The organism is Pseudomonas sp. NY15181 (genome assembly GCF_048068055.1).
Classification (GTDB): Bacteria; Pseudomonadota; Gammaproteobacteria; order Pseudomonadales; family Pseudomonadaceae; genus Pseudomonas.
Genome location: NZ_JBLUPT010000003.1, coordinates 443,982 through 468,337, shown reverse-complemented (window position 1 = coordinate 468,337; position 24,356 = coordinate 443,982). Strand labels below are relative to the sequence as shown.

The following is a 24,356-nucleotide window of genomic DNA, read 5'->3' as shown; positions in this document are numbered from 1 at the left end:
CCTGACGCCTCACGGCGTCAGTTGCGTTTTCCGGAGAGAGGCACCGCGCGGACTGAAGCCCCGGCGGACAGGCGCAGGCGCTTGGCGGTCAACGCGTCGACCACCAGCGAGCCGGCGGCCACGCGCGCCGGCGCCGCGGTGATGCGGCATTCCTCGCGCTTGCGGTTGTGGATCAGGAAGGGTTCGGCGTCGTCGCCCGGCGTGCCGATGGCGAGCACCAGAGTCTGGCTGTCGGCGATCGGGCGGATCTTGTCGGTCGGCGCCTCGATGGCGGGGCCGGCGTCGAAAATGTCGACGTAGCCCTGGTAGCTGAAGCCCTCGGCTTTGAGCATGGCCAGCGCCGGCTCGGTGTCCGGATGCACGCGGCCGATCACCGCGCGCGCCTCTTCCGAGAGGAAGCAGGTGTAGAGCGGGAACTTGGGCATCAGCTCGGCGATGAAGGACTTGTTGCCCACGCCAGTCAGGTAGTCGGCCTGGCTGAATTCCATCTTGAAGAAGTGCCGGCCGAGGCTCTCCCAGAACGGCGAACGGCCATCGCCATCGGACATGCCGCGCATCTCGGCGATCACCTTGTCACCGAACAGTTCGCGGAACTCGGCGATGAACAGGAAGCGCGCCTTGGACAGCAGGCGGCCGTTGAGGCCGGTGCGATGGTCGGCATGCAGGAACAGCGAGCACAGCTCGGACTGCCCGGTGAGGTCGTTGGCCAGGAACAGCGTGGGGATCTCGCGGTGGATGCCCAGTTCCTGGGAGGCGCTGACGGTCAGACCAACGCGGTAGTTGTACCAGGGCTCGCGCAGGCCAACGGCGCCGGCCACGGCGGAAATCCCCACCACCTTGCCGTCGTCGCTCTCGAGGACGAACAGGTAGTCGGCATCGGCACGCTCTGCCTCGCCACGGAAGGCCTTCTCGGCCCAGTTGACGCGATGCTGCAGGCGCTGCTCGTTGGCCGGCAGCGTGGTCAGACCGGTGCCGGTGCTGCGCGCCAGGTCGAACAGGGCCGGAAGGTCGGCGCTGGTTACGGGACGGACGATCATGTTCTCTCCCCTCAGATCGCGACCAGGCGCACGCTGGCGCCTTCGCCGACGCCCAGAGCGTCGGCGGCTTCCTGGTTCAGGGTCACCGGCTTGCCGGGTGCCCAGTCGAGTTCGGCGACGATGGCGCGGAAGTCCTGCAGCTGGCCGTTGGTGACCAGGTAGCCGCGGTTACCCTTGCCGCCCTCGCCGATGCGCACCGGCACCTGCCGGCTCTGGGCGATGGAGCGGATGCTGGAGATGGGCGCGTGCAGGGTCGGGCCGCCGTCGAAGATGTCGATGTAGTTGTCGGACTCGAAGCCGTCGCGCATCAGGATGTCGAAGGTGATCTGCGCACGCGGGTGCACCTGGCCCATGGACTCCTGCGCCTCGTCCGGCAGCAGCGGCACGTAGATCGGGTAGTGCGGCATCAGCTCGGCGAGGAAGGTACGGCTCTTCAGGCCCGAGAGCTTCTCCGCCGCGGAGTAGTCGAGGTCGAAGAAGTTGCGTCCGATGGCGTTCCAGAACGGCGATTGGCCCTGGTCGTCGCTGTAGCCGACGATCTCCACCACCACCGCCTCGGCGAAGCGCTCCGGATGGCTGGCCATGAACAGCAGGCGGCCACGGGAGTTGAGCTCGGCGATCGGCGTATTCACCAGGTCGCGCTCGACGTAGAAGCTGGTCAGCAGGCTGTTGCCGGTCAGGTCATGGCACAGCGAGAGGACATGAATCTTGTTATGGATCTTCAGCTCGCGGGAAGCGTGCACGAAGGTTTCGTTGCGGAAGCTGTAGAAGGGCTCGGAAAAGCCCGCCGACGCGACGATCGCCGAGCAGCCGACCAGGCGGCCGCTGACGCTGTCTTCCAGCACGAAGAAATAGCTTTCCTCACCGTTGAAGCTCACTTCGGCGGCGAACGAGGCCTCCGAGGCAAGGATTTTTTCCCGCAGGCGTTCCGCGTCGTCCGGCAGCGACGTGACGCCGACCGGGCTGTCCGCGGCGAGACGCTGCACCTGCTGCAGGTCGGCCACTTGGGCGGGGCGCATCACCAGCATGGCGTCACTCCTCTAACCAGACAAAAGTTTCATGATTCGTGGGCGCGACACGACCTGTGCCGCACTCACCAGGGCATTCGGAAACCGGCCGGAGCATCCCGGCCGGTGAAGCGGCGAAATCGCTCCGCCGCAGATTCAGCTTAGTCGCCGGCGTCAGCCGCGGGTCAGCTTGGCGATGGCGCGCTCGAGGCGATCCAGACCTTCGTCGATGTCGGCGTCCGGGATCACCAGGCTGGGCGCGAAGCGCACCACGTCCGGGCCGGCCTGCAGGATCATCACGGCCTCTTTCTCGGCGGCGTTCAGCACGTCCTTGGCCTTGCCCTTCCAGGCGTCGGCCAGTACGGCGCCGATCAGCATGCCCATGCCGCGCACCTGGGTGAAGATGCCGTACTCGGCGGCCATCTTCTCCAGGCGGACCTTGAAGCGCTCGTGCTTGGCTTTTACGCCTTCGAGCACTTCCGGGGTGTTGATCACGTCGAAGGCTGCACCGGCAACGGCGCACGCCAGCGGGTTGCCGCCGTAGGTAGTGCCGTGGGTGCCGACCACCAGATGCTCGGCGATCTTCGCGGTGGTGAGCATGGCACCGATCGGGAAGCCGCCGCCCAGGCCCTTGGCGCTGGACAGGATGTCCGGGTTCACGCCGTAGTACTGGTGGGCGTAGAGGTAGCCGATACGGCCGAAACCACTCTGCACTTCGTCGAAGATCAGCAGTGCGTTGTTCTCGTCGCACAGCTTGCGCACGCCTTCCAGGTACGCCTTGTCGGCCGGCAGCACGCCGCTCTCGCCCTGCACCGGCTCGATGATCACGGCGCAGGTCTTGTCGGAGATGGCGGCCTTCAGCGCGTCCAGGTCATTGAACGGAATGTGGGTGATGCCCTGCACCTTCGGGCCGAAGCCGTCGGAGTACTTGGCCTGGCCACCGACGTTGACGGTGAACAGGGTACGGCCGTGGAAGCTGTTGACCATCGAGATGATCTCGTACTTCTCGGGGCCGTAGACGTCGTGGGCATAACGACGGGCCAGCTTCAGCGCGGCCTCGTTGGCCTCGGCGCCGGAGTTGGCGAAGAACACGCGCTCGGCGAAGGTCGAGTCGATCAGCTTCTTGGCCAGGCGCAGGGCCGGCTCGTTGGTGAACACGTTGGAGACGTGCCAGATCTTGCCGGCCTGCTCGGTCAGCGCCTTCATCAGGGCCGGGTGGGCGTGGCCCAGGGAGTTCACTGCGATGCCGCCGGCAAAGTCGATCAGCTCTCGGCCGCTCTGATCCCAGACTCGGGAACCCTCACCACGCACCGGAATGAAGGCAGCCGGCGAATAGTTGGGAACCATGACCTGGTCGAAATCGGAACGTTGGACCTGAGCTTGCGGAGCGGACATCGGTGTTCTCCTGCCTGGTTGAGGCGGCTATCGATGGAAGGATTGTAGGGACGATTGTCAGGTCGGCATTGCCGCCATGCGACAACTTGTTATAGCGCCAACCCACGGATTGCCGAGCTTTACGGAAATGCGACAGAAAGCGTCGGGAAGGCGCAGTGTAAGGCTTGCGGACTGCTGCGGGTACAAGGGGGCGTGGAATTTGTTCGCACGGCGAACGAACGGTCAGGAATAAGGCGAAGAGGGAAGATTCTGTAGGAGCGAGCTTGCTCGCGAACCGTATGACGCCGACGTATCTGGCGAGAGATTCGTAGGGCGCATAACGCGCCAGCGTTATCCGCCGTGCCCGGAACGGTGGATAACCTGTTCCAGGTTATTCGCCCTACGGTGCCAGCAGAGCCCCCTCACCCTAACCCTCTCCCAGAGGGAGAGGGGACAGTTCGGCGCAGGTGAAAGCCATGGAGTCAGCCGGCAAGAACGCCCCGAAAAATGATCGGACCGCGAAATCAGCCGCGCTCGGCGACCACCGGAGCGGCTTCCGCAGCCCCCTGCCCGCGACGCTGGTTGCGGTCTTCGCGCGGGGTCACGCCGAAGAAGTTGCGATAGGCGCTGGAGAAGTGCGGACCGCTGGAGAAGCCGCAGGACAGGCCGATCTGGATGATCGATTTGCTGGTCTGCATGAGCATCTGCCGCGCGCGGTTCAGGCGCAGTTCCAGGTAGTACTGGCTGGGCACGCGGGTCAGGTATTGCTTGAAGATGCGCTCCAGCTGACGACGCGAGACGCACACATGCTGGGCGATCTCGTCGGTGGTCAGCGGCTCTTCGATATTCGCTTCCATCAGCAGCACCGCCTGGGTCAGCTTCGGGTGGCTGGAGCCGAGGCGGTTCTTCAGCGGGATACGCTGGCGTTCGGAGCCTTCGCGGATGCGCTCCACCACCAGTTCTTCGGAGACCGCACCGGCCAGTTCCGCACCATGGTCGCGGGAGAGCACGGCCAGCAACAGGTCGAGCACGGCCATGCCGCCGCAGGCGCTGAGGCGGTCGCGGTCCCACTCGAACAGGTGGTTGGTGGCGATGACCTTGGGGTAACGCTCGGTGAAGTCGTCGTGCCAGCGCCAGTGCACGGCGGCGCGGTAGCCGTCGAGCAGACCGAGCTGCGCCAGCGGGTAGATGCCGGCGGAGAGCGCGCCGATGCTCACGCCGCCTCGCGACAGCTGCTTGAGCGCCGCGGCCAGGGGCGCGGAAACCTGCTGCGGAACCTCATCGGCGACCAGGAAGATGCGCTGGCACTGCTCCAGCACACCATTCCAGGGCTGCCCCGGCAGACGCCAGCCATCGGCTTCGGCGACCGTTTCGGCGCTCATGAACACCGGATCGTAGAGCGCCTCCGGATGCAGCCGGCGGGCGACCCGCAGGGCCTCCTCGGCCAGCGCCAGGGTCAGCGCACGGGTGTGCGGCCAGAGGAGGAATCCGATGCGTTGTGCGGTCATGCGACGAGGTCACCAGGCGACACGGGATGACAGACAGCTTACTTCAAGCTGCCGGAAAGGAACTGCTTCAGGCGCTCCGATTGCGGATTGGCCAGGACTTCCTTCGGGCAGCCTGCCTCTTCCACCAGACCTTTGTGGAGGAACACCAGCTGGTTGGAGACTTCACGGGCAAAGCCCATCTCGTGGGTCACCACCACCATGGTGCGGCCTTCCTGGGCGAGGTCCTGCATCACGCGCAGGACTTCGCCGACCAGCTCGGGGTCGAGCGCCGAGGTCGGTTCGTCGAACAGCATGACTTCCGGCTCGACCGCCAGCGCGCGGGCGATGGCCACACGCTGCTGCTCGCCGCCGGACATATGCGCCGGGTAGGCATCCTTGCGGTGCGCCACGCCGACTTTCGCCAGGTAGTGCTCGGCCTTTTCCAGCGCCTCTTTCTTCGACACGCCCAGCACGTGGACCGGCGCTTCGATGACGTTTTCCAGGGCGCTCATGTGCGACCACAGGTTGAAGTGCTGGAACACCATGGACAGACGCGAGCGCATGCGCTGCAGCTGCTTGGCATCGGCGGCCTTGAGCGCGCCGTCCTTGTTCGGCACGAGCTTGAGCTCTTCGCCGTTGAGCAGGATCTTGCCGGCGTGGGGCTGTTCCAGCAGGTTGATGCAGCGCAGGAAGGTACTTTTGCCCGAGCCGGAGGAGCCGATGATGCTGATCACGTCGCCCGCCTTCGCCGCCAGGGAGACGCCCTTGAGCACCTCGTGGTTGCCGTAGCGCTTGTGCAGGTCCTGGATTTCCAGTTTGTACATGGTGTCGGTTCTCGAATTCAGTCGTTGATCAGCCGGCCCTTGCGGAACGGCTCACGCCCGGCCACCTTGGCCAGCCAAAGCCCTGGCTGGGCATAGCGCCCACGCTCGATGGCGAACAGCACGCCGGAAGTCCCGGCGCAAACGGTGCTGACCTTGTCGTTCAGCGGGTCGACCACCTCGAACAGCGCGTCGCCCTTCTCCACCCACTCCCCCGCCTTGCGCAGGAAGCTCACGACACCGGCGTGGGGTGCGTAGAGGTATTCGGTGCCTTCGAAAGGCATGCCTTCGCAACATTCAGCCGGCGCCGCCGGCCAGTCGCCGTCGATCAATCCCTGCTCGGCGAGGAAGCCGAGGATGGCTTCGGCATTGGCTCGAGCCTGGTCGACACGGGTATCAGCCACGCCGCCCAGCTCGACGGTGGTCGCCAGGCACGCCAGCGGAATCGCCGCCTGCGGGAAGGCCTGGGACAGGCGCAGCCAGGGTAGCGAGCAGGACTCGTCGAAGGAGCTGCCGCCGGAATCTTCGGCGAGCAGCGCGACACCAGCCTTCAGGCGCGCGGCGAGGGACTTCCAGCGCGGCCAGTGCTGCGGGATCGCGTAGACATGGATGGCGGCGTCGAAGTCGCAGTGCAGGTCAAGCACCACCTCGGCGTCGCAGGCGTGGCGCAGCAGGATGCGCTGCATGCCCTGCAGCTCGGACGAGGCCGGCGGCAGCGCATCGAGGCTATCGCGCATGGCCTGGCGGATCAGCTCGACATTGGCACGTTCATCAGCGCCCAGCTGGCTGCCGACGCGCTCGGCGACCAGCGCACTCAGCTCGACGAAATCGCGGTTGAAGTTCTTCCCGCTGCCGAATTCGAAACGCCCCAGGTGGCTGGCCTGCAGGGTCTGCCCCAGGCCGATGGGGTTGGCCACCGGCACCAGCTCGATGACGCACTTGAGCTGCCCGCGCGACTCGAGCTCCGCCAGGCGCTGCTTGAGCTCCCAGGCGGTGCGCATGCCCGGCAGCTCGTCGGCATGCAGGCTGGACTGGATGTAGACCTTGCGCGGGCCCTTGCCGTAGCGGAACACGCTCAGGCGGCGCTCGCTGCCCAGGCTGCTCCACGGCAACAGATGATCGATACGTTCCACAGTCGACTCCTCAGTGCTTGCGCGGCGCGAGATAGGCCAGCCAGCGGCGCTCGGCCAGCTTGAACAGGCGCACCAGGGTGAAGGTCATGATCAGGTAGAAGATGCCGGCGGTGATGAACGCCTCGAACGGCAGGTAGTACTGCGAGTACACGGTGCGCGCGGCGCCAGTGATGTCCACCAGGGTCACGATGGACGCAAGGCTGGTGGTCTGCAGCATCATGATCACTTCGTTGCTGTACTGCGGCAGCGCGCGGCGCAGGGCCGAGGGCAGCAGGATGCGGCGATACATCTTGATCCGCGACATGCCCATGGCCTTGGCGGCTTCGATCTCGCCGTGCGGGGTGGCGCGGATGCTGCCGGCGAGGATCTCGGCGGTGTAGGCGCTGGTGTTGATGGCGAACGCGGCGCAGGCGCAGAAGGTCGCATTGGACAGCAGCGGCCACATCGCGCTTTCACGCACAAACTCGAACTGCGCCAGGCCGTAGTAGATGAGGAACAGTTGCACCAGCATCGGGGTGCCGCGGATCACATAGGTGTAGAGCCAGGCCGGCAGGTTCACCGCTGGATTCTTCGAGCAGCGCATCAGCGCCAGCGGCACCGCCGCCACGAGGCCGAAGAACAGCGAGATCGCCAGCAGCTTGAGGGTCACCAGCAGGCCGCTGAAGTAGAGCGGCAGGCTGTCCCAGATGACGGAGAAGTCGAAGATCATGATCAGGCTCCCGGTCTCAAAGCTCGGCGACTTTCACGCCGACCGAATAGCGGCGTTCAAGCATGCGCAGCAGTACCAGGGAGACGGTGGTGACCACCAGGTACAGCGCCGCCACGGCGAGGAAATAGGTGAAGGGTTCGCGGGTGGCGTCCGAGGCCTGCTTGGCCTTGAACATCATGTCCTGCAGGCCGACCACGGAGATCAGCGCGGTGGCCTTGACCAGCACCAGCCAGTTGTTGGTGAAGCCGGGGATGGCCAGGCGGATCATCTGCGGCACCTGAATGCGGAAGAACACCTGAAGCCCGCTCATGCCGTAGGCGAAACCAGCCTCGCCCTGCCCTTTCGGGATGGCCATGAAGGCGCCACGGAAGGTCTCGGACAGGTAGGCGCCGAAGATGAAGCCCAGGGTGCCGACGCCGGAGGCGAACGGGTTGAGGTCGATGTAGTCCTCGTAGCCAACCATTGGCGCGACCCAGTTCACCGCAGCCTGGCCGCCGTAGAAGATCAGCAGGATCAGCACCAGGTCCGGCACGCCGCGGATCACGGTGGCATAGAGGTCGCCGCACCAGGCCAGCCACTTCACCGGCGACAGGCGGATGGCCGCACCGAGCAGGCCCAGGGCGATCGCCAGGGCCATCGACAGCAACGACAGCTGAAGCGTCAGCCAGGCACCATCGACGATGGTGGCTCCGTAGCCATTGAACATAGTTTCGCACCTCTAGACCGGACGCCGTCCGCAACCGCACGGACGCTGCAGGGCGATCACCCGACGCGGGATCGCCCCCAATAAAAAAGTGGCACAAACTTCAGGAAAGGACCCGGGTTTGCGCCACTTTCGTGGACGTTGATCAGTTCCCGCCGTAGACGTCGAACTTGAAGTACTTGTCCTGTACTTGCTTGTACTTGCCGTTGGCACGGATGCCGGCGATGGCCGCGTTGAATTTCTCGACCAGGGCGGTATCGCCCTTGCGCACGGCGATGCCGGCGCCACCACCGAAGTACTTCGGATCGTTGTATTCCGGACCTACGAAAGCGTAGCCCTTGCCAGCGTCGGTTTTCAGGAAGCCGTCGTCGAGGTTGACGGAGTCGGCCATGGTCGCGTCGATGCGGCCGGACACCAGGTCCATGTTGGCTTCCTGCTGCGAGCCGTAGCGCACCACTTCGATACCGGCCGGAGCCAGCACGTCGGTGGCGTAGCGGTCATGCACGCTGGCGCGCAGTACGCCGACCTTCTTGCCCTTCAGGTCCACCAGCGGGTCGGCCAGGGTGGCGCCTTGCTTCATCACGAAGCGCGCGGGGGTGTGGTAGTACTTGTTGGTGAAGTCGACGGACTTCTTGCGCTCGTCGGTGATGGTCATGGACGAGAGGATGGCGTCGATCTTGCGAACCTTCAGTGCCGGGATCAGGCCGTCGAATTCCTGCTCGACCCAGGTGCACTTGACCTTCATCTCTTCGCACAGGGCGTTGCCGATATCCACGTCGAAACCGGCGAGCTTGCCATCGGGCGTCTTGAAGGAGAACGGCGGGTAACCGGCTTCGATACCGATGCGGACAGGCTTGTCGTCAGCGTGGGCAACCAGGGAAAGCGCGGACAGGGCCAGCGCACCGAGAAGTGCAAACTTCTTCATCAGTAACTCCTTCGAGGGTAAGACTTCGATTGGCAGGAGGAAGGGGTTGGCCCAGGCTGCCCGGCAGAAGTGAAGGTTATTGTTTCTCTGCGCATTGCCGGCGTGTTCCTCGTGGAAAAGCACGCCTACCGGGGTGATCGGCATTCTAGCGACAGCCCCTGAGCGGTTATTTCTTCAATGCGACAAGTAATTATAGAAGCGCTAGGGACAGAGCCCCTGCGGCTTGACGGCGCGGATATTAAGTGATCCGGAAGCGAGTAGTAAAACCAATTTTACCTGCAGTTATCAGGCCAACAATTTATCCACCCGCTATTCATGCGGGTTGCGGAATATTGGCTCACTCGAAGTCGACAGAAAATGCGTACCAAGGCTGTGCGAATTGTTTCCTGACGCCTCAATTTGTCACGCTGAAATGTTACCGGGGAGAACGACGCACACTGTAGGAGCGAGCTTGTTCGATTCAACGAGGCCTCCTGAAAGGGGCAGTCCTGAGTGCACTGAAATTTCTCTGGAAGTCGTCAAGAACATAGAGCTGCGCATGCCGCGGCCGCTTTGCTCCCGTAGGAGAGACGGGGGCGCCTAGCCCTTGTCCGCGATCCGGCGGAAGGACCGGTGTTAGTCGAGTTCGCGAGCAAGCTCGCTCCTACGAAAAGCCATAGCCTCAAAAAGAAAAACGCCCCGGCAAGCGGGGCGTTTTTCATCGTGCTGCGGATCAGGCCGCGCGCATGGACTGGTGCGTCTCGACCAGATGCTGGACCACGCCCGGATCGGCCAGGGTGGAGATGTCACCCAACGCGTCGTACTCGGCCGTGGCGATCTTGCGCAGGATGCGGCGCATGATCTTGCCCGAGCGGGTTTTCGGCAGGCCGGGCGCCCACTGGATCACGTCCGGGGTGGCGATCGGGCCGATCTCCTTGCGCACCCAGGCACGCAGCTCCTGGCGCAGCTGCTCGCTGGATTCCTCGCCGGCATTCAGGGTGACGTAGACATAGATGCCCTGCCCCTTGATGTCGTGCGGCACGCCGACCACCGCGGCCTCGGCCACTTTCGGGTGGGCGACCAGGGCGCTCTCGATCTCGGCGGTGCCCATGCGGTGGCCGGAGACGTTCAGCACGTCATCCACGCGGCCGGTGATCCAGTAGTAGCCGTCCTCGTCGCGACGGGCGCCGTCGCCGGTGAAGTACATGCCCTTGAAGGTCTTGAAGTAGGTGTCCACGTAGCGGTCGTGGTCGCCGTACAGGGTGCGCGCCTGGCCCGGCCAGGAGTCGAGGATCACCAGGTTGCCCTCGGTGGCCCCTTCCAGGATGTTGCCCAGGTTATCCACCAGCGCCGGCACCACGCCGAAGAACGGCTTGGCGGCGGAGCCCGGCTTCAGGCCATGGGCGCCCGGCAGCGGGGTCATCAGGCAGGCGCCGGTTTCGGTCTGCCACCAGGTGTCGACGATCGGGCAGCGCGACTGGCCGACGGTCTCGTAGTACCACTGCCAGGCTTCTGGGTTGATCGGCTCGCCCACCGAACCCAGCAGGCGCAGGCTGGAACCGTCAGCGCCTTCTACTGCGGCCTTGCCCTCGGCCATCATGGCGCGGATGGCGGTGGGTGCGGTGTAGAGGATGTTGACCTTGTGCTTGTCGACGATCTTGGCGACGCGGGAGATGTCCGGGTAGTTCGGCACGCCCTCGAACAGCACGGTGGTCGCGCCGTTGGCCAGCGGGCCGTAGACGACGTAGGTGTGGCCGGTGACCCAGCCGATGTCGGCGGTGCACCAGAAGACTTCGCCCGGACGGTAGTCGAACACGCGCTCGTGGGTCAGCGAGGCGTAGACCAGATAGCCGCCGGTGGTGTGCAGCACACCCTTGGGTTTGCCGGTGGAGCCGGAGGTGTAGAGGATGAACAGCGGGTCCTCGGCGCCCATTTCCTTCGGTGCGCAGGTGGAGCCCGCGACCTTCATCAGGTCCTCGAACCACACGTCGCGGTGCTGGTTCCACTTGATGTCCGCGCCGGTGCGCTTGCAGACGATGATCTTCTGCACGCTGCTGGTTTCGGGATTGGTCAGCGCGTCGTCGACGTTGGCCTTTAGCGGGGTCTTCTTGCCGCCGCGCACGCCTTCATCGGCGGTGATCACCACCTTGGAGCGGCAGTCGATGATGCGGCCGGCCAGCGCCTCGGGGGAGAAGCCGCCGAACACCACGGAGTGGATCGCGCCGATGCGGGCGCAGGCCAGCATGGCCACCACGGCTTCCGGGATCATCGGCATGTAGATGGTCACCACGTCGCCACGGTGCACGTCCTGGCCACGCAAGGCGTTGGCGAACTTGCAGACCTGCTCGTGCAGCTCGCGGTAGGTGATTTCCCTGTGATCCGCCGGGTCGTCGCCTTCCCAGATAATGGCGACCTGGTCGCCGCGCTCGGCGAGGTGGCGATCAAGGCAGTTGTAGGAGAGGTTCAGGGTGCCGTCGGCGAACCACTTGATGTCGACGTGGTGATCGTCGAAGGAGGTTTGCTTGACCTTGGTGAACGGCTTGATCCAGTCGATGCGCTGGGCCTGTTCGCGCCAGAAACCGTCGGGGTTGACCACCGACTGCTGGTACAGCTTCTTGTAGGTGGCCTCGTCGGTCAGAGTGGTCGCGGCCACTTCGGGACGCACGGGGTACACGGATGCCGCAGTCATGGCGTTCTACCTCGGTGAAGAGTGTTGTTTTTGTTGCCGTCAGTTGTAACGGCGACACCCTCTTCCGAGCCATTCGACCATGGTCTTACCACTCGGGGCCCCGTACTGATGGGCCCCATAAGTGCGACTTCTGGCGGTCGTACGCGGCTATCAGACCAAAGCAGCACGCCCGTGCTGAGCCATCATCCTTTCGTGCTCCTCGAGCATGCCGGGCACGCAATCACGCAGGAACTCCACCCAGGTGCGGATCTTCGCGTCGAGGTACTGGCGCGACGGATACAGCGCATAGACGTTGAGGTGGAACAGGCTGTAGTCCGGCAGCACGCGCACCAGGCTGCCATCCTTGAGACCCTGCACGGCGGAATACACCGGCAGCGCGCCGATGCCCATGCCGGCGCGCACCGCCTCGGTCATGGCGTCGGCGGTGTTGACCTGGAAATGGCTGTGGTTGATGCCCACCAGTTCCTGGCCGTCCGGGCCGTCGAACAGCCACTTGTCCAGGGACATCACCGAGTTCACCAGGCGCAGGCAGCGGTGCTCGGTGAGCTCAGCAAGTTTCTGTGGCATGCCATGACGCGCCACGTACTCGGGAGATGCGCAGAGCACGCTGTAGGTCTTGCCGATGCGCTTGGAGACGAAGCCCGAGTCCGGCAGCTCCTGGGCGATGACCACGGAAATGTCGTAGCCCTCGTCGAGGATGTCGGTAATGCGGTTGGCCAGGGTCAGGTCGAAACTGACCTCCGGGTAGATCTCGCAATACTGCGAGATCGCGCGGATCAGGTAATGCTGGCCGATGCCGGTCATGGCATGGACTTTCACCTTGCCGTGGGGCCGGGCATGGGCGTCCCCCGCTTCGGCTTCCGCCTCCTCGATGTAGCCGAGGATCTGCTGGCAGCGCTGCAGGTAGCGCTGGCCGGCTTCGGTAAGGGCGATGCGGCGGGTGGTGCGGTGCAGCAGGCGGGTGCGCAGGTGCGCTTCGAGTTTGGCCACCGTCCGCGAGACGTACGCGGTGGTGAGGTCCATGCGCTGGGCGGCGGCGGTGAAGCTGCCGGTTTCGGCGACACAGACGAAAGCACGCATGTTGTGCAGCAGGTCCATCATTTCTCCTGAAGAGCCTGTCCAGGCGCCACGGCGGGCGGCCTCTGCAACGGCGCTCGACCGAGCAACGCCTTGTTACAGACTCATGACAGGCGGCGAATTGTCGCACAGGTGCCGCGCGGGGATTATTGTACTTTCAGGTAACAATAATTCGCCCATCCGTCAGCTTATCCTGCCCCCGACGCACTTCTAGAATCGCCGTCCCCAACGCGGTCTCCCGCAACGCCCCAGGACAAGCAGCCGTGCTCCGCCTTTCGTGCAACGTGCTCCCCCCCCTTTGCTCCGCCTTCCAACTACAGGGTCCTGAAGGCCCGATTCCCGCCCCAAGCCAGACGAGATAAGACCGATGAGCAGTCTCTCCGTGCGCCTGCCCAAGGCTGCCGCGCTGCGCTTCGCCCTGTCCGACTGGGCGCACACCGACGGCGTCACCTGGATGTTCATCCTCAAGACGCTGATCACCGCCTTCACCGCGCTGTGGCTGGCCTACCGACTTGAACTGCCGCAGCCCAATACCGTGCTGGTGAGCGCCTTCATCGTGCTGCAGCCGCAGAGTGGCCAGGTGCTGGCGAAGAGTTTCTACCGCATCCTCGGCACCCTGGCCGGGCTCACGGTGATGGTCACCTTCATCGCCCTGTTCGCCCAGGAGCGCGTGCTGTTCCTGCTCTGCGTGGCGATTTGGGTCGGCCTGTGCACGGCGGGCGCTGCGCGTTACCGGGACTTCCGCGCCTATGCCTGCCTGCTCGCCGGCTACACCGCGGTGATGATCGGTATCCCCGCCACCCTGCACCCCGAAGGCGCCTTCATGCAGGCGCTGTGGCGGGTGATCGAGATCACCCTGGGGATTCTCTGCACCGGCGTGGTCAGTGCCGTGGTCCTGCCGCAGACCAGCACCGCCGCCCTGCGCAACGCGCTGAACACCCGCTTCGGCGACTTCGCCGGACTCGCCAGCGCCGGCCTCAACGGCACGCTGGACCGCGAGCGCTTCGAGCAGGCCAGCGCGCGCATCGCCGCCGAAGTGGTCGGCCTGGAAAGCCTGCGCAACGTCACCGCCTTCGAAGACCCGCACATGCGCCTGCGCAGCGGTCGCCTGGCGCGCCTGAACAGCGAGTTCATGCAACTGACCACGCGCTTCCACGCCCTGCAGCGGCTGCTCGACCGCCTGCGCGAACGCCAGGCCAGCAACGTGCTGGAGGTGCTGATGCCGTGCCTGATCGACGTCAGCGAACTGCTCGCCAGCTGGCACGGCCGGCCGCTCACGGAAAGCGACGCCGAGCGCCTGAGCGTGCAGCTGGAACTGTGCAAGCACTATCTGATGCCGCGCATCCGCGAGGCCCGCGCCACCCTCGGCCACACCTGCCCGCGGGAAGCCGACCAGCTGGATTTCGAGACCGCCGCCGAACTGCTCTACCGCTTCGCCGACGACCTGCACAACTACGCCCAGACCCACGCCTCCCTGGCCGCGCACAAGCACGCGCGCGAACAGTGGAAGGAGCGCTTCACGCCCAAGGCCAACGCCCTGGCCGCCGCCGTAGCCGGCTTCCGTTGCGCGCTGCTGGTGATAGTCGGTGGCGTGTTCTGGATCGAGACCTCCTGGCTCAGCGGCGCCACCTTCGCGCTGACCTCGGTGCTGATCGCCGCCCTCTCCTCCGCATCGCCCAATCCCAAGCGCCTGTCGCTGCAACTGACCTGCGGCACCCTGCTCGGCGCCACGCTCGGCTTCATCCTCACCTTCCGTGTGCTGCCGCACATCGATGGCTTCCCGCTGCTGTGCTTCGTGCTCGCCCCGGTGTTCGCCCTCGGCGCCTTCCTGATCACCCGGCCGAAATGGAGCGGCTATGGCGTCGGCCTGCTGGTGTGGTTCTGCATCGCCTCGCTGCCGGCGAACCTGGCGCGCTACGACGCCTACACGTTCATCAACGAATACCTGGCGATGCTGCTGTCGATGGGCATGGCGGTGGTCGCGGCGATCGTCATCCTGCCACCGAACCGGCCGTGGCTCTGGGAGCGCCTGGAAGCCGAGCTGCGCCTGCGCGTGGTGCGGGTCATCAGTGATCCGCTAAAGGGCCTGTCGTCGGGCTTCGAGAGCGGCACCCGCGACCTGCTGAACCAGGCCTACGGGTTATCCACAGGACGCCCGGACGTGCAGCGCCGACTGCTGCGCTGGACCTTCCAGGTGCAGGAGATCGGCCTGTCGATCATCGAGCTGCGCCGCGAGCAGGAGGCCCTGCCGAAGGAGCCCTGGTACGCCGAGCGCATGCCCTGGCGCCGGGCGATCCGGGCCCTCGGGCGGGCGCTGATCCGGCTGTTCATCCAGCCCAGCGAGAGCAACCGCCAGCGCGCCCTGGCGGCGGTGGAACACGCCATCCACGCGACCCGCTCCACCGACGACCGCCGGCCACCGCACTTCGATTCCTCGCCCCTACGCCGGGTGTGCAGCTACCTGCACTTCATCCGCACCTCGCTGCTCGATCCACAGTCGCCGCTGCGTGATTGAGTGCAGGCGGGTTCGCTCTCCTGGAAGATCAAAAGCCCCTCACCCTGACCCTGGCTGCGCGCCCCGCTCCTCAAGCGGGAGAGGGAACCGTTCGGCACAGGATGAGAACGCAGCGTCAGCCGGCACAGACTGCCCCCTCTCCCTCCGGGAGAGGGCTGGGGTGAGGGAAAACCCAGCGCAGATATTCCGAACGGAACCAACTCCTGAAAAAGTCGCAAACCTGCGACCACCCACCGCAGAACCGCCCCTGAAACCCGCGTCATTCCTGGATTATTGCCTCTGAGTACGAAGTCTTGTTGGCACCTGGATATATGACTCGGATCAGGCAAATCCTATTATTTCCGTGCTGTTACAGCGCGCGCCGCAACACCACCCAAGACCCGTAATCATCCCCAACGCTTCCCGACGCAGCCATCGGCTGAACGTCACGGACGAGTCATGTCCGGGCATCGGGAACAAGGCAGGTAAATTCATGAAAGCTGTAGTCATCCTGGCCCTGGCCGGCTTCTCGACGCTCGCCCTGGCCGAGCAGGCGAATGCCGGCGACCAGGCGCAGAGCGCGGCCGTGGAGCAGTACACCTACGACATGAAACTGGACGTCGCCAACGTGATTTCCACCACCGACGTGTCCAACCAGTGCGGCATCGTGCCGGCGCGCATGACCTACGAAGACTCCCAGGGTCAGCGTCACACCGTCGAATACCAGGTGTGGGGCAACGGCTGCTCCGGCGGCTAAGCGACTTGCGCATTGCCGCCTCGGCCCACGCAGCCCCGGCGGCAATGCCAGCCCTCTTTACGGCTGCAGGGCCGCCTTCGCGATGTTGCGACTGTGCGCGCCGAAATGCCGGATCAACTGCAGAATCTGCTCATCCAACTGTTCATCGTGACGGAACGGTTCCGGTGAGTTCCCCGCGCTGAAATCCCCCGCCGGCGTCTTCTCGTTTTCCAGCCAATGACCGATGGCCGCATCGAACGCCGCCGCATGGGCATGGGATTCGCTTGCCACCACCTCACGCAGATAGTCCGTCGAATACGGCGGATAACTTCCGTCGGCACTGACATCCGCATAGGCCGCCACCAGCGGCGACTGCCCGCCCAGGCGCAGCGTCTCGCGCAGCCACTCCACCTGATAACGCTCCACGCCCGTGTGCCGGTCCGCCACGCGCTGGATCGCCGCCTGCTTGTCGGCATCGAAACCGGCCATCGACTTGCCCGCCGTCCACAGCATGCTGGTGGTGGTTTCCCCCGGCAGCGGCGTCGAGTGGTAGGGCTGGGTCATGTCCTGGATGTAGTGCATCGCCCAGCCGAGGAAGCGGTAGCCCCAGTACGGATGGCCCTTGTCGAAGGCGAAGCGCGCCAGGCCATAGAACTGATACGCGCGCCACTCCGGCCAGTTGCGCTCAAGGTAGGGCGCGCCGGTGAAGATGATCGCATCCTCGTGGTAGAAGCCCATGTGGAATGGCGCCTGGGAGCTGAACTCGTAGCGCGGGTCGCCGAACGGCTGGGGGCCGAAGCCGTAGCGCTGGCCGACCTCGCCGGGGTTGTCACTGAACAGGTTGATGTCGTGGCCGAAGTCCGGCTCGTCGGCGGCGCTGGCCAGCACGTCCAGCGCCGGGATCTTCTCCCCCGCCTGCAACTGCACGAAGCGCCACTGGCCCCAACCGGACAGATTGTGGAACACCAGCACATCGGCCGGCTTGAGCGCCACATGGCCCGGCAACTCGCTGCCCGGCGGCGGCTGCACGGCGGTGGCCAGCTTGATCTCCGGGTTCAGGCGCAACGCCATGAGGAAGGCCTTGCCCAGATCGTCGCGACCGTCCTCGGTCAGACGCAGATCATCCGGGCGTGGCTGGTACTGGCGGAAGTGTTCACGGGCATAGGTTTCCTGCTCGTCCAGCAGCTTCACAAGGCCCGCGCGCTGCTGGCTGATGAAGCTCTCCAGCGGCTCCACCTCGACCTCTGGCGCCTGGGTGAGAGCCGGCAATTGCTGCAGGGCGATGTAGCTGCCCAGGGTGTGATTGGACCAGGCCCAGAGGCTTTGCGGCAGCGCCAGCAGGCCGGCCAGCAGGCAGGTGGAAAGTCGCTTCATCGGCTTTTCGCTCTTATTGGGTCATGCGGGAGAAAACTCGGACGCAGCCTAACAACCCGGAGCCACCCCGGCACTGTCGAAGTTGGCCAGTGCGAGTCACCGATAACGCCATCGACGGCTGACCATCATCAATGGCGCGAACCGCCCCAGCCACTACACTTGCCCGGCATGGAAAGTCGCCGGCGCGGTTCCGCCGCCGGCCCATCGGTATAAGGGCGTTCCCATGCTGCAGTCCGTTTCACCCAAGCACGATCTCCCCCTCAAACCCGATCCAGCCGAACCTCGCAGTGGCGTCCTCGCGCCCTTCAGCATCGCCGCGTTCCGCATCATCTGGATCTGCAACCTGTTCGCCAACCTGGGCACCTGGGCGCAATCAGTGGCCGCCGCCTGGGTAGTCACCGAAGCCCACGCCAGCCCCCTGATGGTGGCAATGATCCAGGTCGCCTCTGCGCTGCCGCTGGTGCTGCTGTCGATCATGTCCGGCGTGCTGGCCGACAACCACGACCGCCGCAAGATCATGCTGGTGGGCCTGACCGTCGAACTCTCCGGCGCCGCGCTGGTGACGGTGCTGGCGTTCCTGGGCTACCTCGACCCGCTGATGCTGATCGTGTCGATCCTCTGGCTGTCGCTGGGTAGCTCGATCACCATCCCCGCCTGGCAGGCCGCGGTGAACGAGCAGGTGCCGCCGCGCATGCTGGGCGATGCGGTGCTGCTCAACAGCGTCAACTACAACGTCGCCCGCGCCGTCGGCCCGGCCATTGGCGGCCTGCTGTTGTCGGCCACTGGGGCGTCCTGGGTATTCCTGTTCAACTGCATCTGCTACGCCGCGCTGATCTGGGCAATCTGGCAATGGCGCCGCGATGTGCCCAAGCGCACCCTGCCGCCGGAGCACATCTTCGAAGGCGTGATCGCCGCGCTGCGCTTCACCCAGTACTCCAGCGTCACCCGCCTGGTGATGCTGCGCTCGGCGGTGTTCGGCCTGTCGGCCAGCGCCATCTGGGCCCTGCTGCCGCTGCTGGCGCACCGCAACCCGGACGGTAGCGCCTCGGTGTACGGCTACATGCTCGGCGCCCTGGGCCTCGGCGCCATCGTCGCCAGCACGGTGGTGAGCAAGGCCCGCCAGTGGCTGGGCAGCAGCCGGCTGATCAGCTTCGCCGCCGCCACACTCGCGCTGGTCATGCTGATCCTGGGTTGGGTCGACAATCTCTGGGTGATCTTCCCCGCGCTGGTGCTGGGCGGCGCTTGCTGGATCGCGGCAGTAGCTACCTACAACTCGGCGGTGCAGATCCTGGTGCCGGACTGGGTGAAGGCGCGGGCGCTGGCGCTCTACCAGACAGCGATCTACGGCGGTCTGGCGGCGGGTTCCTTCCTTTGGGGCCATTTCGCCGAAACCCTGGGCGTGCAGGGCGCGCTGGTGGCCGCCGGCTGCCTGCTGCTGGTATCGGTGGCACTGCTCTACAACTCGCGCCTGCCGGAACTGGACGCCAGCAACATCGCCCGCGCGCCGGGCGGAGTGCCGGGCCAGCCGACCTTCGTGTTCAACCCCGAGCGGGGCTCGGTGCTGGTCTCCATCGAGTACCGCATCCCGGCCGAACGCACCCGCGACTTCGTCCGCGCCGCCAAGCCGCTGCGCCGCCTGCGCCTGCGCAACGGCGCGGAGCGCTGGGCGCTGTATCGCGACGTGAGCAACCAGGAAATCTGGCAGGAGCTGTTCCTGGTGGACAACTGGATCGGCCACCTGCGGATGCTCGACCGCCTCACCCTTGAGGACAAGACCATCATCGACAACGTCACCAGCCTGCACGCGGGCGATACGCCGCCGGTGATACGCCACGGGGTGAGCTACGAGTCGGGAAGCTACGAGGCACCGCCGGAGACGCTGGGCTAGCGGCGCACAAACAAAAACGCCTCCCGGTCAGGGGAGGCGTTTCAGGTGACACGAAAGACTTATTCCGCCGCCGGCTTCTTGCGCTTGAGCGGCGCCAGACCGTCCTGGCTCACGACTTTGGACGGGCCGGCCTTGGGCTTGGCGGCGGGCTTCTTCTTCGCCGGTGCCTTGCTGCCGGTCTTCTTCGCATCGTCCTTTTTCTTCTTGCTGCCGGCAGCCTTGCCGGACGCCTTGACCTTCTTCGGCCCCTTGTAGGTGCCCTTCAGTTCCTTGATGGTCCGGAGCTCGAAGCGCAGCTTGAGGTAGCGCTCGATGCTCGACATCAGGTTCCAGTCGCCATGGCCGACCAGCGAGATCGCGGTGCCCGAGGCGCCAGCGCGGCCGGTGCGGCCAATGCGGTGCACGTACTCGTCACCACGACGCGGGATGTCGAAGTTGATCACCAGGTCCAGGCCGTCGACGTCCAGGCCACGGGCGGCCACGTCGGTGGCGACGAGGATCTTCACCGCACCCTGCTTCAGGCGCTCGATGGCCAGCTTGCGGTCCTTCTGGTCCTTCTCGCCGTGCAACACGAAAACCTTGTGCCCGGCGGCGATCAGGCGGCCGGTGAGACGGTCGGCGGTCACGCGGGTGTTGGTGAAGATGATCGCCTTGTCGTAGGTCTCGTTGCCGATCAGCCAATGCACCAGGGCTTCCTTGTGCGCGAGGTCGTCGGTCAGGATCACCTGCTGGCTGACGTCCTCGTTCAGCTCGCTGACGCGGTTGAGTTGCAGGTTTTCCGGCTCGCGCAGGACCTTCTCGACCATTTCGTGCAAACCGCTACCGCTGGTGGCGGAGAACAGCAGGGTCTGGCGCTGCGCCGGGCACTGTGCGGCGAGCTTGAGCACGTCCTCGGAGAAGCCCATGTCGAGCATGCGGTCGGCTTCGTCGAGCACCAGCATTTCCACGTCACCCAGCGGCAGGTTGCCGGCGTTGAACTGCTCGTTCAGGCGGCCGGGAGTGCCGATGATGATTTCCGGGTTCTTGCGCAGGCGCGCGCCCTGCACCTTGAAGTCTTCGCCACCGGTGATCAGGCAGGCCTTGATGAAGGTGAACTGGGCGAAGCGCTCCACTTCCTTGAGGGTCTGCTGGGCCAGTTCGCGGGTCGGCAGCAGGATCAGCGCGCGGGCGCCGCTCTTGGGCTTCTCCTCGGTCAGCAGGCGGTGCAGCAGCGGCAGCACGAAGGCGGCGGTCTTGCCGCTGCCGGTCTGCGCCGTCACCCGCAGGTCGCGTCCCTCCAGGGCCTTCGGGATGGCCGCGGCCTGGACCGGGGTCGGCTCGGAGAAGGACAACGAATCGAGCGCCTTGAGCAGGCGTTCGTGCAGGGCGAATTGGGAGAACAAGGCAGACCTCGATATCACGTAAAGACCAAATAGCTGCATAGCGTAACCGATGCGCAGGTTTTATTCGCCGGTCGCAATCGGCATGGCCCAGGTCGCGTGCGGGACAGACGCGCCAGGAAGGCACTCCCAGACTGGCCGCAACGCTCAAGAACGCCGCACAAGGAACGCCGCGATGACGCACCGCCCGACCGCCGCCGAACGCCTGGAGCGCCTGCCGCTGAGCCCGTACCACCGGTTGATCTTCGTGATCATCGCGCTGGCGTTCTTCTTCGACTCCATGGACCTGGCGATGATGACCTTCCTGCTCGGCTCGATCAAAGCCGAGTTCGGCCTCTCCAGCGCCCAGGCCGGCCTGCTGGCCAGTTCCAGTTTCGTCGGCATGGTGATCGGCGCGGCGCTGTCCGGGTTGCTCGCCGACCGCTTCGGGCGCAAGCCGGTGTTCCAGTGGAGTATCGTGCTCTGGGGCATTGCCAGCTACCTCTGCTCCACCGCCGGCGACCTGCAGCAACTGACCCTCTACCGCGTGCTGCTGGGAGTCGGCATGGGCATGGAGTTCCCCATCGCCCAGTCGCTGCTCTCGGAATTGATTCCGGCGCACAAGCGCGGCAAGTACATCGCGCTGATGGATGGTTTCTGGCCGCTGGGCTTCATCGCCGCCGGCTGCCTGTCCTACTTCATCCTGCCGGTGGCCGGCTGGCGCAGCCTGTTCCTGCTGCTGGCGTTCCCGGCGATCTTCGTGCTGGCGATCCGCTTCATGGTCCCCGAATCGCCGCGCTGGCTGGAACAGGCCGGATTGCTCGATCAGGCCGAGCGCTCCTTGCAGCGCATCGAAGCCCGGGTGATGGCCTCGCTCAAGCTGACCAACCTGCCACAACCGCGCCCGCTGGCGCGCCCGGAACTGAGCGCGCCGGGCTTCTTCCGCGCCTTCGCCGAACTCTGGTCGCCTGCCTACCGCAGCCGCACCCTGACGGTCTGGAGCCTGTGGTTTTTCGCCCTGCTCGGCTTCTACGGCCTCACCTCCTGGCTCAGCGCCCTGTTGCAGCAATCGGGCTTCGCCGCCACCCAGTCGGTCTACTACACGGTACTGATTTCCCTCGCCGGCATTCCCGGATTCCTCTGCGCGGCGTGGCTGGTCGAACGCTGGGGCCGCAAACCGAGCTGCGTGCTGATGCTCCTGGGCGGCGGCGCAATGGCCTATGCCTACGGGCAGACCGCAGTGTTCGGCGGCAGCCTGGGCCTGTTGATCGGCTTCGGCCTGGCCATGCAGTTCTTTCTGTTCGGCATGTGGGCGGTGCTCTACACCTACACCCCGGAGCTCTACCCGACCTCGGCGCGCGCCACCGGTTCGGGCTTCGCCTCGGCGGTCGGACGCATCGGCTCGCTGCTCGGCCCCACCCTCAGCGGCCTGATCCTACCGGTGGCCGGCCAAGGTGGCGTGTTCACCCTCGGCGCACTGTGCTTTCTGCTCGCCGCCGGGGTGGTCTGGGCCTTCGGCATCGAGACACGCGGCCGAACCCTGGAGGAGCTCGCCGGCTGACGCGCCGCCCAACGCCGGCAGGAATCGGATGAACGTCCCAGCACCCCGCAGCCACCGTGCCATGCTCTGATCGAGCTATCCGCAACGGAGAAGCAGGGTGCGATCGACTCTCATTTATTTCGTGGCTGCTAGCCTGGACGGGTACATCGCCCGCCCCGACGGCAGCGTGGACTGGCTGGAGGGCTACGACAGTGCCACCGACGACTACGGTTACGGCGCCTTCTACGCCAGCATCGACGGCCTGCTGATGGGGCGCGCCACCTACCTGCACTGTCTGGACCAGGGCGACTGGCCCTATCCGGACAAGCCGTCCCTCGTCCTGACCCGCGCCAACCACCTGCCCGTGGCAAGCCCCCGTGTCGAGCTCATGCACTGCCCACCGAGTGAAGCCCTGGAAGCCTTGCAGGCCAAGGGTTGCCAGCGCATCTGGCTGGTCGGCGGAGGGAGCCTGGCAGGAAACTTCCTCGCCGCAGGGTTGCTCGACGAGGTGATCGTCAGCATCATCCCGCACTTGCTCGGGGCCGGCATTCCACTGTTCAGCATCGGGCTCGAACAGCGTCTGCAACTGCTGGAACAGCGCAGCTTTCCCAGCGGCATCGTGCAACTGCGTTACCAGGTTCTCAAGGAAAGCCCCTCGCCATGACCCGCACCACCCTCAGCATCGCCGCCGCCTGCCTGCTCGACGACTCCGGACGCCTGCTGCTGGTGCGCAAGCGCGGCACCCACGCCTTCATGCTGCCCGGCGGCAAGCACGAGCCCGGTGAAACCTCGTTACAGGCCCTGCTGCGCGAACTGGACGAAGAGCTCAACCTGCGCCTGACGGAAAACGCGCTGACGCCGCTGGGCCGCTTCCAGGCCGACGCGGCCAATGAACCCGATACCCGGGTCGACGCGCAGGTCTATGTGGCCGCCCTGCCCCACCCGGTAAGCCCGGCGGCGGAGCTGGAAGAGCTGGCCTGGCTGTCTCCCGCCGACAACGCCCCGCACAACCTCGCGCCGCTCTTGCGCGAACAGGTCCTGCCTGCCCTTCTCCAGCACCTGGGCTGATCCCGGGTCAGCGCAAAAACCTGCATTTCGTCGGGTTTCTACCTGCGGCAGCGCGCCACCTCTGGCTTTACGCCATCAGAGGCCCGGCGCCCCTCCGTCATCGCCCAAACCCGCATGGTATAGGGCTTGAAGCTATAAGCCGCGACCGTGACCGAGCGGTCCGAGCACATGTCACGCAACTTCCGGCAAGTCACATGGCAACCGTCAGAATCGACAGGCGGTAAAAACTGTCATGAAAACTCGTTCAGAATGGCCCGAATTTTTGAACGGACAAAAAGGAAACCGCGCCGGAAGCAACGGCGATCCAGCGGAGTCTGGGTGACATCAACCAGCAAGAAGACATGCCGAATGCGACGTAACATTTTGACATGCCTTTCCATAGGCTTGGCGACCCTGTTGGCCGCCACCGAGGCTACCGCCTCCTCCAAGATCACGCGTTCCTACCACCCTGCGCCGATCGACCTGCGAGTCCCGGTCCAGGGCAGTGCTCTTCTGACCATGACGCCTCAGGCCGACAAGCCGGCCAAGAGCGAGGCGCACCAGGTCACCCAGCGCGCCTACAGCATGATCGGCACGCCCTACCGCTGGGGCGGCACTTCACCCAAGCGCGGCTTCGACTGCAGCGGTCTGGTCAACTACGTGTTCCAGAACGTCGATGAAGTCGACCTGCCGCGTACCGCGCGCGAGATCTTCAGCATGCGCGGCAACCCGAAGGTGGCGCGCGACGACCTGCAACCCGGCGATCTGGTGTTCTTCCGCATCCACAACCGCCGCAATGTCGACCACGTCGGCATCTACGTCGGCGACAACCAGTTCGTCCATGCGCCGCGTCGCGGCCAGAAGGTCCGCGTCTCCGACCTCAATGGCGACTACTGGAAGCGCCACTACACCGCCGCCCGCCGCATCCTGCCGGAAACCCTGGCCAAGGCCGACGTCGGCAACCGCCGCTTCGACTGA

The 24,356-nt window shown here is 65.3% G+C and carries 20 protein-coding genes; 7 read left to right on the top strand and 13 right to left on the bottom strand.

The features are described from left to right. Positions 1–17 precede the first annotated feature (17 nt). The 11 genes from astA to ACNFBT_RS10785 form a co-directional block, all read right to left on the bottom strand. Positions 18–1,037, bottom strand: coding sequence for an arginine N-succinyltransferase (gene astA, locus ACNFBT_RS10835; protein ID WP_416749126.1), 1,020 nt, complete (start codon positions 1,035–1,037; stop codon positions 18–20). Positions 1,038–1,048: 11 nt separating this feature from the next. After that, positions 1,049–2,065 carry an arginine/ornithine succinyltransferase subunit alpha gene (gene aruF, locus ACNFBT_RS10830; protein ID WP_416749124.1) on the bottom strand — a complete coding sequence of 339 codons (1,017 nt, stop codon included), beginning with the start codon at positions 2,063–2,065 and terminating at the stop codon, positions 1,049–1,051. 153 nt (positions 2,066–2,218) lie between these two features. Next, entirely contained in the window at positions 2,219–3,439 is a 1,221-nt protein-coding gene (locus tag ACNFBT_RS10825) for an aspartate aminotransferase family protein (RefSeq protein ID WP_416749122.1), read from the bottom strand. A 503-nt stretch (positions 3,440–3,942) separates the two neighbouring features. Continuing rightward, the gene (gene argR, locus ACNFBT_RS10820) at positions 3,943–4,926 is read right to left on the bottom strand and encodes a transcriptional regulator ArgR (protein WP_416749120.1); all 984 of its coding nucleotides are present in this window, start codon (positions 4,924–4,926) and stop codon (positions 3,943–3,945) included. Positions 4,927–4,964: 38 nt separating this feature from the next. Next, positions 4,965–5,729 carry an arginine/ornithine transport ATP-binding protein AotP gene (aotP, locus tag ACNFBT_RS10815; RefSeq protein ID WP_207887412.1) on the bottom strand — a complete coding sequence of 255 codons (765 nt, stop codon included), beginning with the start codon at positions 5,727–5,729 and terminating at the stop codon, positions 4,965–4,967. 17 nt (positions 5,730–5,746) lie between these two features. Beyond that, the gene (locus ACNFBT_RS10810) at positions 5,747–6,859 is read right to left on the bottom strand and encodes a succinylglutamate desuccinylase/aspartoacylase family protein (protein ID WP_416749118.1); all 1,113 of its coding nucleotides are present in this window, start codon (positions 6,857–6,859) and stop codon (positions 5,747–5,749) included. A 10-nt stretch (positions 6,860–6,869) separates the two neighbouring features. After that, a complete protein-coding gene (locus ACNFBT_RS10805; protein ID WP_017517950.1) occupies positions 6,870–7,568 on the bottom strand; it encodes an ABC transporter permease in 699 nt (232 codons plus the stop codon). Positions 7,569–7,584: 16 nt separating this feature from the next. Then, complete coding sequence (locus ACNFBT_RS10800) at positions 7,585–8,274, bottom strand: ABC transporter permease (RefSeq protein ID WP_275608003.1); 690 nt, start codon at positions 8,272–8,274, stop codon at positions 7,585–7,587. Positions 8,275–8,416: 142 nt separating this feature from the next. After that, on the bottom strand, positions 8,417–9,196 hold the full coding sequence (locus ACNFBT_RS10795) for an ABC transporter substrate-binding protein (RefSeq protein WP_416749115.1): 780 nt from the start codon (positions 9,194–9,196) through the stop codon (positions 8,417–8,419). A gap of 712 nt (positions 9,197–9,908) precedes the next feature. Further along, positions 9,909–11,864: an acetate--CoA ligase gene (gene acs, locus ACNFBT_RS10790; protein ID WP_416749114.1), complete on the bottom strand. Its 1,956-nt coding sequence runs from the start codon at positions 11,862–11,864 to the stop codon at positions 9,909–9,911. Between the two features lie 150 nt (positions 11,865–12,014). Further along, entirely contained in the window at positions 12,015–12,962 is a 948-nt protein-coding gene (locus ACNFBT_RS10785; RefSeq protein WP_416749112.1) for a LysR family transcriptional regulator, read from the bottom strand. A 346-nt stretch (positions 12,963–13,308) separates the two neighbouring features. On the opposite strand from ACNFBT_RS10785, the gene ACNFBT_RS10780 reads away from it, so the two are divergent. Both ACNFBT_RS10780 and ACNFBT_RS10775 read left to right on the top strand, forming a co-directional pair. Next, positions 13,309–15,456, top strand: coding sequence for an FUSC family protein (locus ACNFBT_RS10780; protein WP_416749110.1), 2,148 nt, complete (start codon positions 13,309–13,311; stop codon positions 15,454–15,456). A gap of 472 nt (positions 15,457–15,928) precedes the next feature. Next, on the top strand, positions 15,929–16,192 hold the full coding sequence (locus tag ACNFBT_RS10775; RefSeq protein ID WP_416749108.1) for a DUF2790 domain-containing protein: 264 nt from the start codon (positions 15,929–15,931) through the stop codon (positions 16,190–16,192). 57 nt (positions 16,193–16,249) lie between these two features. Here ACNFBT_RS10775 and ACNFBT_RS10770 read toward each other — a convergent pair whose 3' ends face one another. Beyond that, on the bottom strand, positions 16,250–17,545 hold the full coding sequence (locus tag ACNFBT_RS10770; protein WP_416749106.1) for a phospholipase: 1,296 nt from the start codon (positions 17,543–17,545) through the stop codon (positions 16,250–16,252). A 223-nt stretch (positions 17,546–17,768) separates the two neighbouring features. Here ACNFBT_RS10770 and ACNFBT_RS10765 point away from each other — a divergent pair, with 223 nt between their 5' ends. Next, on the top strand, positions 17,769–19,433 hold the full coding sequence (locus ACNFBT_RS10765) for an MFS transporter (RefSeq protein ID WP_416749104.1): 1,665 nt from the start codon (positions 17,769–17,771) through the stop codon (positions 19,431–19,433). Positions 19,434–19,492: 59 nt separating this feature from the next. Here the strand turns inward: ACNFBT_RS10765 and ACNFBT_RS10760 are convergent, their stop codons facing one another. After that, positions 19,493–20,830, bottom strand: coding sequence for a DEAD/DEAH box helicase (locus tag ACNFBT_RS10760; RefSeq protein WP_416749460.1), 1,338 nt, complete (start codon positions 20,828–20,830; stop codon positions 19,493–19,495). A 157-nt stretch (positions 20,831–20,987) separates the two neighbouring features. Between ACNFBT_RS10760 and ACNFBT_RS10755 the strand changes: the two genes are divergently transcribed. The 4 genes from ACNFBT_RS10755 to ACNFBT_RS10740 all read left to right on the top strand — a co-directional run bounded on the left by ACNFBT_RS10755 (position 20,988) and on the right by ACNFBT_RS10740 (position 24,356). Then, the gene (locus ACNFBT_RS10755) at positions 20,988–22,352 is read left to right on the top strand and encodes an MFS transporter (RefSeq protein ID WP_416749103.1); all 1,365 of its coding nucleotides are present in this window, start codon (positions 20,988–20,990) and stop codon (positions 22,350–22,352) included. A 97-nt stretch (positions 22,353–22,449) separates the two neighbouring features. Then, the gene (locus ACNFBT_RS10750; protein WP_416749101.1) at positions 22,450–22,995 is read left to right on the top strand and encodes a dihydrofolate reductase family protein; all 546 of its coding nucleotides are present in this window, start codon (positions 22,450–22,452) and stop codon (positions 22,993–22,995) included. Continuing rightward, on the top strand, positions 22,992–23,399 hold the full coding sequence (locus ACNFBT_RS10745) for an NUDIX hydrolase (RefSeq protein WP_416749099.1): 408 nt from the start codon (positions 22,992–22,994) through the stop codon (positions 23,397–23,399). Before ACNFBT_RS10750 ends, ACNFBT_RS10745 begins: the two co-directional genes overlap by 4 nt. A gap of 396 nt (positions 23,400–23,795) precedes the next feature. Further along, a complete protein-coding gene (locus ACNFBT_RS10740; RefSeq protein WP_416749097.1) occupies positions 23,796–24,356 on the top strand; it encodes a C40 family peptidase in 561 nt (186 codons plus the stop codon).